Below are 16525 nucleotides of genomic sequence, written 5' to 3'. Positions count from 1 at the left end.
GTGTCAGGCGGCCGGCGGCGTGATGTCGTAGGAGATCCGCCCGGCCGGCAGGTAGAACAGCGCGATCAGCGCACCGCCGCGGACCTCCGGGTAGTGATGGCTGCCCGGCCCCGGCGCGGTCCAGCCCGGGCCCTGCCAGCCGCGCGGGCCCATCAGCTCCGCGCCGGGCGTCAGCGGCACGACCAGGTTGAGCTCGCCGTACGGGTGCTGGTGGTACTGGCCGCGGAACGGTTCGACACTGTCCATGTACACCGCGGTGATGCTGAAGTAGTTCAGCAGGTCGGCCGGGTCGGCGATGCGGCTGCGCCGGTAGTGCGGGCCGTCCACCTCGACGTTGGCCGCCCACCCGTCGCGCACGCCGTCAGTGATCATGCGGGCCAGGTCCTCGTACAGCTCGCTGCCCGGTCCGTACGTGGTGTTGAGCCAGGTCTCCAGCTCGCCGCCGGCGGTGCGGTTCTTGACCTGGTCGAGGAACGGGATGCTGCGGTCGATCAGCTCCTGAGCGGTGGTCACGTCGCGCCTCCTGCCGTCGGGGATGCGACCAACGGTAGGGCGAGGTTGGGTTACAGTCAATAGGTGTAACGGAACCAAGCCGCACGAGACCCGGATCCGAGGTCGGGGTCGATCAGCGGCGCACGGGATGGCGGGCGGCGTTGACGCACTGGAAGACGTACAGGGCCCCGGACCACACGTGCATCAGCAGGCCCCAGCCGGCGAAGCCGTAGCCGATCGGACCGGCGATCAGGGCGGTGCCCGGGCCGACCTGGGCCAGCAGCAGGATCGGCAGCGCGTACAGCAGGCAGAAGGTGCCGGCTTTGCCGAGATAGATCACGTCGGGGGCGTCGTAGCCGGCCCGGCGCAGCAGCGGCAGGCAGAGCGAGACGGCGACGTCGCGCAGCAGGATCAGGCCGAAGAACCACCAGGGCAGGATGTCCCGCACCACGAAGGCGAACGCGGTGGCCAGGATGTAGAGCCGGTCGGCGGCCGGATCGAGCAGGGCCCCGAGCCGGCTGGCCTGGTTGAGCCAGCGGGCCAGCTTGCCGTCCAGCCAGTCCGAGATGGCGGCCAGCGCGAGCACGACGATGGCCCACACGTCCTCGCGCGGGCCGAGCAGCAGCCACAGGAAGAGCGGCACGCCCGCCAGGCGCAGGATGCTCAGCAGGTTGGGGATGGTGAGCACCCGGTCGGACCGGACGTGCGCGTTGCCTTGGACCACAGGCCCAAGCCTAGGTGACCGACAGCTTCCCGCCCGACGGCTGTGTGCGTGTCGCCGGGCGGGACTCCGGCGGTGTGCCGGAAACCGTATTTCGGTGTGCTGGAGAGCGGGACTCGCGGGGGTTCAGCGGGAGCGGGACCAGCCGCGGAGCTGGAGCTCGTCACCGGTGTAGAAGCGCGGGCGGCCGCGGTCGTCGACGCCGACCCAGCGGGCCCGGCCGTGCGATCCCTCCAGGACGTACGCGTGCCCACCGCTCCATACGACGCTGCACGGCGCGGTCGGCAGCGGACGGGACGTGCGGGTCGCCTCGGACTGGCTGATTGCCTCGGCAGTGACGCTCATGACTGGCTGAATCCTCCGTGAGGGGTTCCGTCCGGGAAGTTGTCGCCCGGTGGCTGTGCGTTACCCCGACCCGGACGATTCTGGACCCGTTTCCGCCGCCGAAACCCGATTCCGGCCCCGCCCGCGCCCGCCGGGCCGATTCCTCGCCCAGCTGCGATCCCCGTCACGTGATCGACTTGTGCCGGGGGTCACCGTCGATGCCGTTCGGCGCAGCTGCGCGACCGACCATCGGGCGCCGGTCCCGGTACCGCCGATCGGCCGCACTGGTCATACCGGGGTTGACCTGCCCAGTTCGGTCAACCGGGCCCGCATGCGCCGCTGCCACGGCTCGAGACCGGCTCGGGTGAACAGGTCGAGCGCGTCGGTGAGCCGTCGCCGGCCGAGGCCGGCGTCGCCGTCGCGCAGGGCCAGTTCGGCCAGGCTCCAGCAGGTCGTGGCCTCGCCGAACACGTCGCCGATCTCGGCGAACGCCCGCTGGCAGCCGCTGAGCACCCGCTCGGCGCGGGCGGTGTCGCCGCGCGTGACGAGCACGTGCCCGAGCTGGCGGACGCAGCGCAGCTCGCCGAGGCGGTCGCCGAAGCCCCGGTACAGCGCGGTCGCCTCGACCAGGTACCGCTCGGCGGCGTCCAGGTCGCCCCATTTGCAGTGCGAGGACCCGAGGAAGTGCAGCACCTGGGCCTGCCCGTACGAGTCGCCGAGGCCGCGGAACCCGACCAGCGCCGCCGCCAGCGCGGCTTTGGCCGCCTCCACGTCCCCCTGGTCGCGATCCACCAGTCCCAGGCAGAAGCCGGCGTTGATGCGGCCGCGGTGGTCGTGCTCGTATCCGGCGACGGCCTGCGTGAAGCACTGCCGGGCCAGGTCGAAGCGGCCGTTGTGATGGTGCACGTCGCCCAGCGCCATCAACGCGTGCGCATGGGACAGCCGATCGTCGGCCCACAGTTCCACGGCCTGCTCCAGCAGCCGTGAGGCCAGGACGTGCCGGTCCTGGGCGAAGCAGAGCCGGCCGAGGCCGTACCGCATCCGGGCCTCGCCCCAACGGTCGCCGGCCGTCACGGCGGCGGCCAACGCCCGCTCGTGGCAGCGCCGCCAGTCGTCCCAGTGGCCCCGCAGCTCCAGGAAGCCTTCGCATGCCGCGGCCAATCGCCATGAGTGTTCCGCATGGCCGAAAGCCGCCTGCTCGATGGCGATGGCCAGTTGCGGCCGTTCCAACTCGAACCACGCCATCGGATCGCCGGCCTCCAGGCCGCCCCGCCCCTGCCGGTGCGGCAGCCAGCCGGCATTGGGCAGCAACGACTCCGCCTCCTCGGCCAGGGCAAGCCAGGCGTCCAAGGACCGTGACACGGCCTCGTCCCGCTCGGCGGCGTCCACCTGTTCACGGGCGTAGAGCCGGACCAGCCCGTGCATCCGGTACCGACCGGCGACCTCGTCGAGCAGCTGGGCGTCGACGAGGTCCTCGACGAGCCGTTCAGCCCGGTGCGCCGGCCGGTCCAGGACGGCGGCGGCCAGCGTGGGCGAGTACTCCGTGTTGTCCAGCGCCCCCAACAGCCGCAGGGCCCGACGCCGCTCGTCGTCCAGCGCCCGGTAGCCGCTTGCGAGGCTGGCTCGCACCTGCATGTCGCCGGCCTCAAGGCCGTCCAGCCGCCGCTGCTCGTCGTCCAGCTGGGCGACCAGCCAGCTCAGCGGACGGCTGGTCCGGGCGGCCAGGCGTGCGGCGGCGATCCGCAGCGCCAGCGGCAGCCCGCCGCACTGCCGGACCAGATCCGCTGCCGCCTCAGGCTCGGCGGCGACACGGGCAGCCCCGAGCACGGTCGCCAGCAGGCGCTGCGAGTCCGGCCCATCGAGCACGGTCAGGTCCACGGTCCGCGCGCCGGCCAAACCGGTGAGCCGATTGCGGCTGGTGATCAGCACGGCCGAGTGCTCGTCACCCGGAATCAGCGGCCTGACCTGGGCTTCGTCCACGACATCGTCCAGCACCAGCAGCACCCGCCGGCCGGCCAGGCGGTCGCGCAGCAGCGTGGAGCGGCCCTCGACGCTGTCCGGGAGATGAGTGCCGAGCACGCCCAACAGCCGCAGCAGTCGACCCAGCACCTCGGCCGGATGGACGGGGCCGGTGGCGTCGCTCAACGTGGCGTGCAGGCGGCCGTCCGGGAAATGACTGCGGAGTTGGTGGCCTATGTGGACGGCAAGGGCGGACTTGCCGACACCGGACATGCCGGCGATCACCTGCACCACCGGCCGGCCGCAGTGCCCGGACGGCGCGGCCAGCCGGGCCGTCAGCTCGGCGGCGAGGGATGCTCGCCCGACCAGGTCCACGTCCGGCGGCAGCGACTGCGGCCTGATCACCACTCGATCCGGCGTCCAGTCCAGCGTGGGATCACCGGCCAGCACGCCACGTTCCAGCTCCCGCAGCCGCTCCCCCGGCTCGATGCCCAGCTCGGCGACGATCGTCGACCGCGCCTGCCGGTACGTCTCCAGGGCGTCGGCGGTGCGCCCGGCGCGGTGCAGAGCCAGCATGAGCTGGGCTCGGAACGGCTCGTGCAGCGGCGAATCCGCTACCAGGCCGGCGAGTTCGCCCAGCAGGTCGGCGTGCCGGCCGAGCCGCAGGTCCGCGTCGATCCGCCGCTCAAGGGCGTTGATCCGCAGCTCCGCCAGCCAGCGCCCGGCCACGGCATGCAGCGACGGCGACGGCACGTCCGACAACGCCGGCCCCCGCCACAGGTCCAACGCCTCGCGCAGCCGTTCCGCCGCGACAGCCGGCGGCGCCTCCTCGGCCTCCGTGACCAGCGCACGGAAAACGTCCAGGTCGAGCTGCCCCGGCGCCACCTCGATCAGATATCCCGGCGGCCGCGTGCGCAGCGGGTCCACACCGGACAGCGTGCGCCGCAGCCTCAGCACGTAGCCCTGCAACGTCGCCTTCGCGCTGGCCGGCGGCTCCTCGCCCCACAGCCGCTCGGCCAGCTCGTCCACCGATACCGGACGGTTGGCGCTGAGCAGCAGCGCCGCCAGCACGACCCGGTGCTTGGCCGCCGGCAGCGCTGTCGGCTTGCTGTCGATCTCGACCGCGAGCGGGCCGAGCACCCCGTAGCGCACCCCCACACGGGAGATAATGCCCGTATTGGCAAGCACGAGCTTGGGGGAACGAGTGTCTCCAGTCACGATCGTCACCGGCGGCAGCCGCGGCATCGGCGCGGCGGCGGTGCGACGCCTGGCCGCCGACGGGCACGCGGTGTGCCTGTCGTTCCGTGAGAACGTCGAGGCCGCCGAGAAGATCGTCCGCGAGGTCGTGGACGCCGGCGGCCGGTGCATCGCGGTGCGGGCCGACGTGTCCCGTGAGGACGACACCGAGGTGCTGTTCCGCACGGCCCGTGAGGAGTTGGGGCAGATCACCGGCCTGGTGGCCAACGCCGGCGTGACCAGCCCGATGGCGCCGCTGGCCGACCAGCCGGTGAGCCAGCTCCGCTACCTGGTCGAGGTGAACGTGCTCGGCGCACTGCTGTCGGCGCGGCGGGCCATCCAGTCGATGTCCACCGCCCGCGGCGGCAACGGCGGCTCCATCGTGCTCATCTCCTCGTCGTCGACCATCCACGGCGGGCCCGGCGAGTACGTGCACTACTCGGCGTCCAAGGGCGCGGTGGACGTGATGACCGTGGGCCTGGCCAAGGAGGTCGCCAAGGAGGGCATCCGCGTCAACGCGGTCGCGCCGGGCATGGTCGACACCGAGATCCACGCCCTGTCCGGCGACCCGGAGCGGGCCTGGAAGGCCGCCGGCCGGATCCCGCTGGGCCGACCAGGCGACCCAGCGGAAATCGCCGACGCGATCGCCTGGCTCATGTCCGACCAGGCGTCCTACACCTCCGGTGCCATTCTGCGGGTGGCCGGCGGAATCTGAATCACACGTCGTTGTACGTGAGCTTCAGCAGATCCGTCGCCTTCAGCGTCGGGGTGGACAGCGCGGTGCCACCGGAATTGACCATCGTGAGCGGCGTTCCGGTGTTGCCGGCGATCCAGCCGGCGCTGTTGGCCAATGCCTGCGCGTCGTCGAAATAGACGACGCCGTAATCGGGCAGGGTGGTCGGCGAGCCGCCGACGTTCGGCGTCTCCACGATCCATTCCGCGACATTGCCCCGCAGCGTGGTGCCGCTGGGCGCGGTGATGGCGAACGACACCGACTGGTCGGTGCTGTCGTTGGTCAGCCAGATCGAGGCGGTGGTGGCCGAGGTGGCGCAGATCAGGCAGAACATGGTGTCGCCGGCGGAGATCGGGAAGTTGGAGATGGCGATCTCGAAGTCCGGGTACCACTCCCACCAGGCGTAGACCTTCTTCACCCCGTTGACCAGCGAGGACTCGGTGCCGGCCTGGAGCACGTCGGGCGAGCCCCAGCCGTCGATGCCGACCCACGACGAGGAGTAGTACGAGGTCTTGCCGCCCTTGGGGTCGGCCGGGTCGGCCACCGTCCACTCGCCCTCGACCCACTTGAACGAGTCGCCGGCCGCGGCGAACACGGCGCTGCCGGACCAGTTGGTCGAGGTGGCGTTGGCCTTGTGCGCCGCGAGCAGCTGGCCGGGTTCCGCACTCGGACCGCGCATCGGGCCGTGCACCTTGTCGGTGTTCCGCACGAACACCGGCTCGATTCTGGTGTACTTTCTGCTGACTCTGCGCTTCCACTGCGTGTAGAGCGGCCGCTCGGTGTCCTGGTCGGGACGGGCCGGGAATCCGTGCACCAGCAGTTCACGCTGATCGGCGGTGAACGGATCGAAATCGGCGGGCGGCGGGGTGAACAATCGGACGCCGAGCTCGCTCGGCGCCATGGTGGTCTCGGTCAATGCGAAGCACCTCCCGCGCGGCGTCGCGGCATTTCTGATCAATGCGGAAAACGACGTCACGTGCTTCGGAGGAGCCGTCCGGCGGTGAACAGATACAGTTGGCCTCGCCGGCCAGCGATCCTGTCCGGCGACGGTGAACCGATGAAGGAGGAAGGATCCCTGTGGCTGAGATCCGCCGGGTGGGCGTGGTTGGCGCCGGACTGATGGGCTCGGGCATCGCGGAGGTGTGCGCGCGGGCCGGGCTGGACGTGATCGTCAGCGAGGCGAGCCCGGCCGCGATGGAGGCGGGCCGGGAGCGGATCGCCAAGTCGCTGGCCCGCGGCGTGCGCAGCGGCAAGCTGTCCGAACAGGACCGCGACGCCGCGCAGGGCCGGATGCGCTTCACCACCGACCTCGGCGACTTCGCCGACCGCGAGCTGGTCGTCGAGGCCGTCGCCGAGAGCGAGCAGGTCAAGACCGAGGTGTTCACCACCCTGGACAAGGTGGTCACCGACCCGGAGGCGATCTTCGCCTCCAACACCTCGTCCATCCCGATCATGAAGCTGGGCATGGCCACCCAGCGGCCGGCCAACGTGATCGGCATCCACTTCTTCAACCCGGTGCCGGTGCTCAAACTGGTCGAGCTGGTGCCGTCCCTGCTGACCAGCCAGGAAACCGCGCTGCGGGCGCGTGGCTTCGCCGCCGGGCAGCTGCGCAAGGAGGTCATCACCGCCCAGGACCGGGCCGGCTTCGTGGTGAACTCGCTGCTCATCCCGTACCTGCTGTCGGCGATCCGGATGATGGAGTCGGGCTACGCCAGCGCCGGCGACATCGACCAGGGCATGGTGCTGGGCTGCGCGCACCCGATGGGGCCGCTCCAGCTGACCGACCTGATCGGCCTCGACACCACCAAGGCCATCGCCGAGTCGATGTACGAGGAGTTCAAGGAGCCGCTGTACTCGCCGCCGCCGCTGCTGCTGCGCATGGTCGACGCCGGCCTGCTGGGCAAGAAGTCGGGCCGCGGCTTCTACGACTACTCCGGCTGAGCTGTTTCCGCCGTCCGGGTCGGGCGCCCTTCTCCCGCTGAGCGCCCGACCGGCCGGCTGTCGTTCGCCGTCGCTCACACCGGTCGCCGACTAAATCGGTTGCCCGGATGGTGTGTCATCGAGGGATGGCGATCACGTTGGGGCAGCCGCAGGTCGACGGGCTGGCCGAGGCCGTTGGCGTGCTGCGGGAGTGGCAGCACGACGACGCGCCGATGCAGCTGCATCCTGGCGACCTCGGCTGGTACTGGCGGCTCAGCGCCGAGACGACGGCCGCCGCGGTCCGGATCTGGCATCGAGACGGGCGGATGGTCGCGCTCGGCCTGCTGGACAGTCCCACGCTGCTCCGGCTGGTCATCGCGCCGGACGCGCGGCCGGACGAGGAGCTGGCGCGGCGGCTGGTCGCGGACATGACCAGCGTGCTGCCGACCGGCCCGGTGGGCATCGACGCGCCGGCCGGTGCGGTGATCCACGACGTGCTGTCCGAGGACGGCTGGGGCTTCGACGACCCGTGGACGCCGCTGCGACGCGATCTCTCGGAGCCGGTGCCGGACCCCGGCGTGCGGGTCGAGGTGGTCGGGCCGGCGCTGGTACAGGCACGGGTCGCCGTGCACCGGGCCGCGTTCACGGTGTCGACGTTCACGGTGGAGCGTTGGCACGCGATGGCCGCCGGGATTCCGTACGCCGATGCCCGCTGTCTGATCGCGTTCGACGACCAGGACAACGCGGTCGCCGCGGTCACGGTGTGGTCGGCCGGGGCGGGACGGCCCGGGTTGATCGAGCCGATGGGCGCGCACCCGGACCATCGCGGGCGCGGCCACGGCAAGGCGATCACTCTTGCCGCCGCGGCAAAGCTGCGCGAGTTGGGCTCGTCGAGCGTGCTCGTCTGCGCCACGAGCGCCAACATCGCCGCCGTCGCCACCTACGCCGCGGCCGGCATGCGGCCGCTGCCCGAGGTCCGGGACCGCCGCCGCGCCCGCTAGTTCACTTGCGGCGCAAGTGAATTCCCTCCAACAGCTCGGGGATCAACTGGGCGCCACGGGAGCTGTCGACGACCGCGGTGGAGGTCACGGGGGCCATCAGCCACGGCTGGCGGTAGCCGAGCACGGGTGAGTAGACCGGCACGAAACCCTGGTCGTAGAGCCAGATGGCGAAGTCGGTGGAGAGGGTGCCCTTCTCGTCGACGGCGGCGGTGCCGTGCCACGGCAACAAAGCAGAGCCGCCGAGGGCGGCGAAGCCGACGCGGCCGGGGGAAGGCATGCTGACGGTGAGGCGGACCCGGTGGGTGAAAAGGCTGTCGTAGCCGAGTTCCCGATCGGTGAGGACGGCGGAGAGATAGCGCACGGTGTCGCTCCACGCCTGACGGAGGACCTGCCGGCGGGCCCGGACGACGGGGGCGGGCGTGGCGGGGTCGGCGAGCTGGTACGGGTCGGCGTAGACGGCACGGGCCCAGGACATGCGGTCCTTGCCGGGCGGCACGTCGAGGGCGACGGAGTGCAGGATGGAGCGGAACATGTCACGGAAGACGAGCCCGCCAGGGGTGTGCTCGGCCATGGGGTCCACATCGGACACCCGTGACAGCACGCCCATCGGGTCGGCGGCGATGTCGAGCTCGCCGAAGGCCTTGCGGAAGGCGTTCTGGAAGTACTCGATGAGCACGATCCGCTCACTGTCCAAAGAGGACCCTATTCGACGCCGGGCCACGTCGTCGATGTCGGCGAACTCCAGGAAGTCCTGACCGCCGACCAACCGCAGGTACTGGTTGAGCTTGCGCAGGTACGACTCGACGATCACGGCGGGGCGGGGCCGGAAGTGGTGCCCGTCGGTGAGCACGGTGATGCGAAGGCCGGGCGCGTACAGGCATTTCACGGTCTGCTGGAGCTCACGCAGCCGGACCAGCACGCCGAGCTCGGCCAGGTCGGGCAACACGCCGGTGGCCTTGAGCCCGCTCTGGCTCTGCTTCACCGGGAACCCGGGCACCACGACCTGGATCGGCTGGTTCTGCCGCAGGAACGGCATCAGGTCGTCGCGGGCCATCTCCGGCGTGTACGTCGCGCGGGAGCCGCGATGGAACTGCTTGCGCATGAACACGTGGTGCAGCAGCAACACGGTTCGTTCCAACGGATCGGCCACAGTGGACAGTGCGGCACGCAGGTGTCCGGGCGCCGCGGCGGCCGTGCGCTGGGCGGAGGCGTCGGCTTCGGCGACGAGCCGGTCGATCACCGACAACGTTTGCGCCACCGAGAGATTGACGGCGTGGCCCCGCGCGGGCAGCCCCACGGACAGCTCGCTGACCTGCAACTCGGCGATGGAATGCGTGTGGGACAAGGCCGGCGCGCCGCTGCCGGCCAGCCGCGGCAGCCGTTCGAAGGTGGCGATCAGCGGCGCGCCGTCGGGCGGCGGGCAGCCGGGCGCGCGGTCGCTGACGAAACCGGGCGCCTCGACGGCGACGACCATCGCGCCGGGGAAGGAATCCCGCAGCACCTGGCGGTTCTCGGTGAGGTCGTCGAACACGGCGACCACGTCCAACTCGCCCAGCCGGCGCAGGTTCTCCACCTTCAGCTCGGCGATCGGCCGCACCCGGTCATTGGGCAGCGTGAGCAGCCGCACGTGGTTGAGCCCACCCCGGGCCAGCACGGCGGTGGTGTGCTCGCGCACCCGGTCCCGCCGGCCGGTGTTGAACACGACCTCGCCGCCGGCGTCCTCCACGTCCCGTACGAAACGGACAAGGCCGGGCGCGAGCGAGTCGGAACGCAATCGCTCCCACGGCCGGTAGAACGCCGGGCAGAACTCGGCGTGCACGTCGTCCCACTCGACGTCCGGGTAGCGCCCGGCCACACCGGACACCTCGAGGAACCGGTCCCAGGCCGGCTTGGAGTAGGACGGCAGCGCCCGCAGCGTGCCCGGCCGGGCGAGCTCCGGAATGCCCTGCGGCGCGCCCTCACGCGGACCGGCCAACGTGCGGGCGGCGTACAGGGTCCGCGCCTTGGGCACCAGTCCACAAAGGTCCAGGTCGATGACCACGGCCGGCACCGGCAGCGCCGGGTCGCGGCGGCGGGCGGCCGAGCTCTCCTCGACCCGGCGCAACACCTCGCGCAGCAGGCGGTCCTGCTCCTCGGGCACGGAATGCACGTGCCGGTCCAGCGGATGGTCGCCGCGCAGCAGATCAGCGGTCGCCGGTGCGAGATAACGCAGCTCGGCCGCCATCACGGACTCGAAAGTGGCGCGGACCGTGCGTCCCTTGTACTGCCGGCCGTCGAAGCTGGCCTGCTGGAAGCCCGCGGCCAAGGTGTTCACGGTGGCGTGCAGGGCCTGGGACGCACGCGCCACGTCCAGCGGGTCGATGCCGTCCGTCTCGCGCAGGCCGGCGACCGAGGTCAGCACGATCCGGCCGGTGGCGCGCACGCCCGGCGTGAGCTCGAAGGTGACGGCGTCCAGGTCGAGCAGCACCAGCCCGTGCCGGTCGACCAGCGCTCGCCACACCGCGACGACCGGCCGCACGAAGTGCTCGGCGACGAAGTCCAGCGCGTCGATCGGCTCGTGCTGATTGGCGACGACCTGCTCCAGCAGGCTCCGCTCGTCGGTGGCCCGACGATCCAGCAGCCCGGCCAACGGCACCACGCGGACCTGGTCGGACGCGCGCGGATGGGCCGGCTGCGGGCCGTCGCCCAGGTCGGCGGAAAGGTCGCGCGGGGGACGCAGCGCGAGGTGCAGGCGCAGCTCGGCGTCGTGCCGCACCAGCTCGGCCAGCCGACGCCAGCCGGCGGCCAGCGCGAGGTGTTCCTCGCAGCCGGCACTGACCAGGCGCGGCACCGCCCGTGGGGCGGCCGCTCCGTCCAACATGCTCATACCAGGGCCCTAACGAACACGTGGCTCTCCACATATTCAGCCGCGGTTCTTGGTCCCCGGAATTCGCGGCACTGGGGTCGAGTATATCGAGAACCGGTCGGCGTGGAGCGCCTCTTTCGGGTGTTACGTGATCTACATCACTCGCTTCACAAGCGAGCTTGACATGCCGCCGTGCAGGACCTCACCATGTCCGGCCGCGGGTTCACGGATACGTTCACACCGACGGTCACAAGGGCGTGCCCCGGCTTTCACGCGGCATTCACCGCCGGTTTCTACAATCTGCCGGCGCAACCGTCGACAGCCTCGCCGCCACGATGATACGGCCGGCCCCGCCCGGGCCAGCCGGTGCGGTCCGGCCGCACGGGAATTACCCGATCGGGTCGGCGGACGCATCGATCGTCGGATCCACGGGCAGCCCTGAGCCGGAAACCGCCGTCAGGACGAACCGGGCCGCAACCGACCACCGTAATGGGCACGGCCGGCCCTTACCCGCCGGAGACGATCCGTAAACATCGTCATCCGGTCATGCCGAATTGAGACGCCCAGCAGGGTGAAATGCCGGCGACGTGAATCAGTCCTCCGGCCGCAACCGGGTGCTGAAGCTGAACCGGTCGCCGCGGAACAGCGACCGGACCCGCTCGATCGGCACCCCGTCCGGGTCGAGCGAGCGCCGGTGCAGCAGCAGCATCGGCAGGGCCGGGTTGGTGCCGATCAGCTTGGCCTCGCGCGGCGTGGCCAGCACCGTCTCCACCCGCTCCTCGGCCTCGGCGAACACCACGCCCAGCCGGTTGGCCAGGCAGCTGTGCAGCGAGGTGGCCGGGTCGAACACGTCGAGCAGCGACGGGAAGCGGGCCGCGGCCAGGTAGGTCGACTCCAGGCCGACGTGCTGGCCGGTGGCCTCGACCGTGCGCTCGATGTGCAGCACCAGGTCGCCGGGTTCGATGTTGAGATCGGCGGCCAGTGTGGGATCGGCCGGCAGATGCTCGAGCGTGACCAGCTTGCGGCTGGGCGTCGCGCCCTGGCGGCGGATGCCCTCGGACAGGCTGACCAGCGACAACGGCTGCACCAGCTTGGGCGGCATGATATAGGTGCCGCTGCCGTGCCGGCGTTGCAGCTTGCCCTCCAGCACCAGCTCGGAGACGGCCTGGCGCAGCGTCATCCGGGCCACGCCGAAACGTTCGGCCAGCTCACGTTCGGACGGCAGCACCGCGCCCTCGCCGAGCTTGCCGGTCAGCTCCAGCAGTTGCGTCTTGACCGCGTAGTAGCGCGGCACCCGCCCGTCCTCGGGGATGCCGGCGCGCACCGGCTCGCCGGCGCGGTGCCGGGCCGGGTCGGCCGGGTCGCTGGACAGGGTCTGGATGGTCGGGGTGACCCGGGCCGCGGTGATCGGCTCGCCGTCGACCAGCATGACCAGCCGCCGGTCGGCCATGGGTTCACGCAGCCGGACCCGTAACGTCGACAGCGCCGCGTCGATCCTGGTCGAGCCGCCGGCGTCGGCCAGGGTCGCCAGCTCGACCTTGACCTCCGCGCCGACCTCGCTGACCGCCCGGTCGGCGAACCGCGCGCCCTCCGGGTGCGTCACCTGGATCGCCAGTTCGGTCTCGTTCTGCTCGACCCACCAGATCGGTTGCAGCGAAATGCCCGTGCCCACGGCAGCGACGCTACGGCCAGGCCAGGGTGCGGCGGTAGCGAAGACCGGATGTTCCCACTGGTTGGCTGCGTGCGTATGACCACCAGGTACCGAAAGTGTGCACGAATGGTCCAGGTGGGTGTGACGTGCTTCTCCGGGCCCACGTATGGCGACGGCCGCGCCGGTGTTCCGGCGCGGCCGTCAACAGCCGATGCGTCCCCCTGTGCTGCGCCGTCCGGCGCAACCTCCGGGCCAACCCCTCCCAAGGTGACCCGTACTCCCCCAGTGCCGGTGGCGGCCTAGAGGTCGAGGGCGAATGCCGCCGAGTTGACCGGCTCGCAGGGCCAGACCTGACCGCAGTCCGTGCAGTGCTCCCCGGCCCGGACGTGCGCGTTCAGCACATCCGCGGCAACGTGGTGGTACGAGTCGAGCAGGGCCTCAAGACCGCGCTCGCCGCTGGGAGTGGCATCGGGGTGCTGTACCGAGAGCACCATCCGTGCTCACCGCCTTCCGAGTTCGCCCCTCAACTGCTCTGTTGAGGTGTGGCAGCCGCCACAACGATTACCATCCGCGCATGGACAGTCAAGGACATCCGCCATCCGGCGGAGAATTGTGACCGCCACTCTCTCGTGTCATGACGCAGAGCAACCGCCACTCGGTTCACCACCGTTCGCCACCACGCTCCGCACACGAACCGGTGAGGCACGGACGTACGGGTGGTAGACGAGCGACGCGCCTCAAGATCCGTCTACCCTCACAGCATGGGGCCAACCGCGGCGACGGAGACCTTCGTGGGTCGGCACGCCGACGTCGCCCTGCTCGGTCGGCTGCTGCGTGAGGTGGTCGCCGGCCGGGGCCAGTCCGTGCTGGTCGAGGGCGATCCCGGCATCGGCAAGTCGGCGCTGCTGGCGGCCGGTCTGCGCACCGCTCGTGACCTGGGCTGCGAGGTGTTCTGGGCGGCCGCCGACGAGCTCGGCCAGCCGTTCCCGCTGCGCGCCGTGCTGGACTGCCTTGACGTGATCGGGCGGGCCGAGGACCCGTGGCGGGCCGACATCATCCGGCTGCTGCGGCAGGAGCACTCCCCCGGCGTGACCGGCACCGGCGATGCCGTGCTGGGTGCGGCCGAGCAGCTGCTGGCCCTGGTCGACCGGGCCTGCGAGGCCAAGCCCGTGTTGATGGTGCTGGACGACCTCCAGTGGGCCGACACCGCCAGCCTTCAGGTGTGGCACCGGCTCACCCGTGCCACCGAGCAGCTCCCTTTACTGCTGGTCGGGGCGTACCGGCCGGTGCCGCGGCGGGTGGAACTGGATCAGCTGCGCCGGAGTTCCACCGCTCGCGGCGGTGTGCCGCTGGCGCTGCGGCCGCTGGCCGCGGACGAGGTCGCCGAGCTGATCGCCGTACGCACCGGTGGGCGTGAGGTCGGGCCCGAGCTCACTCGTTTGGCCGAACGGGCCGCCGGCAACCCCGGCTACCTGACCGAGCTGGTCGATGCGCTGCTGCGGGAGAACGCCGTGCGCGTCACCGGGCGGGTCGCCGAGCTGGCCGGGCGGGCCGTCGGCTGGAGTGCGCCGGCGTCGCTGGCCGCCGCCGTCGCCGATCGGCTGGGCTTCCTGTCCGACGAGACCACCGAGGCACTGCGGGCGGCTTCGCTGCTCGGCGCCGAGTTCGCCGTGCACGACCTGGCCGTGGTGGCCCGGATGCCGGCGTCCGAGCTGGCGCTGCTGCTGGCCGAGGCCGTCGGCGCCGGCGTGATCACCGAGGCCGGGCAGCACCTGGCGTTCCGGTATCCGTTGATCCGGCAGGCCTTGTACGACGGCACGCCGGTGGCCGTGCGCACCGCTTTGCACCGGGAGGCCGCGCGGGCGCTGGCCGATTCCGGCGCGCCGATCTCGCAGGTCGCCGAGCAGCTGCTGCCGGCCGCCGGCAGCGAGGACGAGTGGTTCCTCGACTGGTTGGCCGGGGCCGCCCCGATCCTGACCCACCGGGCCCCGCAGACCGCGATCGAGCTGTTGCGGCGGGCCATCGACCAGGTCGGTTCGGACGACCGGCGGCGTGACGTGTTCGCCAGCTGGCTGGCCACGTCGTTGGCCGGCATGGGGCGTAACGCCGATGCCTCGCAGCAGGCCCGGCAGGTGCTGAGCCGTACGTCCGATCCCGACCGGGTCGCCGAGATGAGTTGGGTCCTGGCGTACACCTCGTTGCGTACGGGGCACTCCGCCGAGGCGCTGGAAGTGTTGGCGCAGGGGCTTTCCGCGCCGTTGGCCGCCGGGTGGCGGGCGCGGCTGCTGTCGTTGACCGCCCTCGTGCAGGCCGTGGACCTGGACGCCACTGCTCTGGTCACGGCTGCTGAGGCCATCGAGGCCGGGCAGGCCGCGCCCGACCGGTTCGCCGTGGGCATGGGGCTGCACGTGATGTCCCTCGACCGCAGTTTCGTCGGCGACGAGCGCGGCAACCGAGAGCTGATCGACCAGGCGCTGACCGTGCTCGGGGATGACCGTGAGCACCTGGACCTGCGGCTGCTGTTGTTGTGCAACCGGATCGTGGCCGACGTCAACCTGGACGAGACCGCCGGCATCGACGAGCGGATCACCCTCGTGCGCGGGTTGGCCGAGCAGGCCGGGGCGGCGCGTTTCACGCAGGTGCACGTGATGATGGCCGCGCACTACTTCTTGCAGGGCCGGTGGGACGACGCGCTGAGCGAGCTGGAGTCCATCCCCGAGCTGAGCGAGGGGCGCTATTCGTTCTTGACCCTGCACGGCCTGTTGGCGTTGATCGCCGGGCATCGGGACGACCGCACCACCGCCGCCGTGCACCTCAAGGCCGTGCGGACCGAGCCGTTGGCCATCGCCGACGACCGGCGCAACGCCGGCTACGTCTTGTTGGCCCGGGCCTTGGCGTGCGAGCGGGACGGTCTGCCGGCGCAGGCCGTCGCCGAGCTGGCCCCGGTGTTGCTGTCGCCCGTCACCGGCCTGGAGATGAATGTCAGATATATGTGTCTCCCCGAGCTGACCCGCTTGGCCCTCGCCGCCGGCGACCGGGAGACCGCCCTGTCGGCCACGCAGCAGTGCCAGGCCGAGGCCGACGAGGCCCCCATGCCCGTCAAGGACGCCGCCGCCGCTCGTTGCCAGGGTTTGTTGGAGCGTGATCCGTTGCGCCTGCTCACCGCCGCCGAGCACTACCGCTCCGCCGGCCGGCGCCTCGAGTTGGCCAACTCCTTGGAGGACGCTTCCGTATTGTTCGGCGAGGCCAACGACCTCGTCCGGGCTCGGGCTTCGTTGTCAGAGGCCATCGAGGTCTACACCGAGCTCCGGGCCGATTGGGACATCCGCCGGGCCGACGCCCGTACCCGTCCTTACGGCGTCCGGCGGGGTCAGCGTGGTCGCCGGGCCCGTCCCACCACCGGTTGGGAGAGCCTGACCCCCACCGAGCTCCGGGTAGCCCACCTCGTCGCCCAGGGCCGCTCCAACCCCGACATCGCCGCCGCGTTGTTCTTGTCCCGGCGGACCGTGCAGACCCACGTCTCCCACATCCTGGTCAAGCTCGCCGCCCATTCCCGCAGCGAGATCGCCCGGGAGGCCGCACACCATCCCGTGTCCACTGTGGACTAGCGGTGGTTGCGTCGGGCGCCCGCGCCGCGCGGTTG

12 protein-coding genes are annotated in these 16525 nt (G+C 71.4%); 4 read left to right on the top strand and 8 right to left on the bottom strand.

What is annotated here, in order from left to right; all coding sequences use genetic code 11:
- Positions 1-3 precede the first annotated feature (3 nt).
- From M3Q35_RS04855 to M3Q35_RS04840, 4 genes are all read right to left on the bottom strand, one after another.
- Entirely contained in the window at positions 4-513 is a 510-nt protein-coding gene (locus tag M3Q35_RS04855) for a DUF4863 family protein (RefSeq protein ID WP_273940398.1), read from the bottom strand.
- A 112-nt stretch (positions 514-625) separates the two neighbouring features.
- Entirely contained in the window at positions 626-1216 is a 591-nt protein-coding gene (gene clsA / locus M3Q35_RS04850; protein ID WP_273940396.1) for a cardiolipin synthase ClsA, read from the bottom strand.
- Between the two features lie 123 nt (positions 1217-1339).
- The gene (locus M3Q35_RS04845; protein ID WP_273940395.1) at positions 1340-1558 is read right to left on the bottom strand and encodes a hypothetical protein; all 219 of its coding nucleotides are present in this window, start codon (positions 1556-1558) and stop codon (positions 1340-1342) included.
- Positions 1559-1825: 267 nt separating this feature from the next.
- Complete coding sequence (locus tag M3Q35_RS04840; protein WP_273940394.1) at positions 1826-4654, bottom strand: AfsR/SARP family transcriptional regulator; 2829 nt, start codon at positions 4652-4654, stop codon at positions 1826-1828.
- Positions 4655-4700: 46 nt separating this feature from the next.
- On the opposite strand from M3Q35_RS04840, the gene M3Q35_RS04835 reads away from it, so the two are divergent.
- Entirely contained in the window at positions 4701-5447 is a 747-nt protein-coding gene (locus tag M3Q35_RS04835) for an SDR family oxidoreductase (RefSeq protein ID WP_273940392.1), read from the top strand.
- A 1-nt stretch (position 5448) separates the two neighbouring features.
- Here M3Q35_RS04835 and M3Q35_RS04830 read toward each other — a convergent pair whose 3' ends face one another.
- Complete coding sequence (locus M3Q35_RS04830; protein ID WP_273940390.1) at positions 5449-6381, bottom strand: G1 family glutamic endopeptidase; 933 nt, start codon at positions 6379-6381, stop codon at positions 5449-5451.
- 161 nt (positions 6382-6542) lie between these two features.
- On the opposite strand from M3Q35_RS04830, the gene M3Q35_RS04825 reads away from it, so the two are divergent.
- Both M3Q35_RS04825 and M3Q35_RS04820 read left to right on the top strand, forming a co-directional pair.
- Complete coding sequence (locus M3Q35_RS04825) at positions 6543-7406, top strand: 3-hydroxybutyryl-CoA dehydrogenase (RefSeq protein WP_273940389.1); 864 nt, start codon at positions 6543-6545, stop codon at positions 7404-7406.
- A gap of 125 nt (positions 7407-7531) precedes the next feature.
- Positions 7532-8386, top strand: coding sequence for a GNAT family N-acetyltransferase (locus tag M3Q35_RS04820; protein ID WP_273940388.1), 855 nt, complete (start codon positions 7532-7534; stop codon positions 8384-8386).
- A gap of 1 nt (position 8387) precedes the next feature.
- Here M3Q35_RS04820 and M3Q35_RS04815 read toward each other — a convergent pair whose 3' ends face one another.
- From M3Q35_RS04815 to M3Q35_RS04805, 3 genes are all read right to left on the bottom strand, one after another.
- On the bottom strand, positions 8388-11252 hold the full coding sequence (locus M3Q35_RS04815) for an L-tyrosine/L-tryptophan isonitrile synthase family protein (protein ID WP_273940387.1): 2865 nt from the start codon (positions 11250-11252) through the stop codon (positions 8388-8390).
- Between the two features lie 571 nt (positions 11253-11823).
- A complete protein-coding gene (locus M3Q35_RS04810; RefSeq protein ID WP_273944256.1) occupies positions 11824-12555 on the bottom strand; it encodes a GntR family transcriptional regulator in 732 nt (243 codons plus the stop codon).
- Positions 12556-13181: 626 nt separating this feature from the next.
- Positions 13182-13376 (bottom strand): hypothetical protein, encoded by a 195-nt coding sequence (locus M3Q35_RS04805; protein ID WP_273940386.1) that lies wholly within the window; start codon positions 13374-13376, stop codon positions 13182-13184.
- Between the two features lie 267 nt (positions 13377-13643).
- Here M3Q35_RS04805 and M3Q35_RS04800 point away from each other — a divergent pair, with 267 nt between their 5' ends.
- Positions 13644-16490, top strand: coding sequence for an ATP-binding protein (locus M3Q35_RS04800; RefSeq protein WP_273940385.1), 2847 nt, complete (start codon positions 13644-13646; stop codon positions 16488-16490).
- Positions 16491-16525: the final 35 nt, after the last annotated feature.

The sequence above is a fragment of the Kutzneria chonburiensis genome (assembly GCF_028622115.1).
GTDB classification, from domain to species: Bacteria; Actinomycetota; Actinomycetes; order Mycobacteriales; family Pseudonocardiaceae; genus Kutzneria; species Kutzneria chonburiensis.
This window is presented reverse-complemented; position numbering and strand designations above follow the sequence as displayed.

What these genes read in the sequence shown, in the direction of transcription:
- M3Q35_RS04845 (WP_273940395.1), bottom strand. Translation starts at nt 1,558, where the DNA reads ATGAGCGTCACTGCCGAGGCAATCAGCCAGTCCGAGGCGACCCGCACG.
- M3Q35_RS04820 (WP_273940388.1), top strand. Translation starts at nt 7,532, where the DNA reads ATGGCGATCACGTTGGGGCAGCCGCAGGTCGACGGGCTGGCCGAGGCC.
- M3Q35_RS04815 (WP_273940387.1), bottom strand. Translation starts at nt 11,252, where the DNA reads ATGAGCATGTTGGACGGAGCGGCCGCCCCACGGGCGGTGCCGCGCCTG.
- M3Q35_RS04805 (WP_273940386.1), bottom strand. Translation starts at nt 13,376, where the DNA reads ATGGTGCTCTCGGTACAGCACCCCGATGCCACTCCCAGCGGCGAGCGC.
- M3Q35_RS04800 (WP_273940385.1), top strand. Translation starts at nt 13,644, where the DNA reads ATGGGGCCAACCGCGGCGACGGAGACCTTCGTGGGTCGGCACGCCGAC.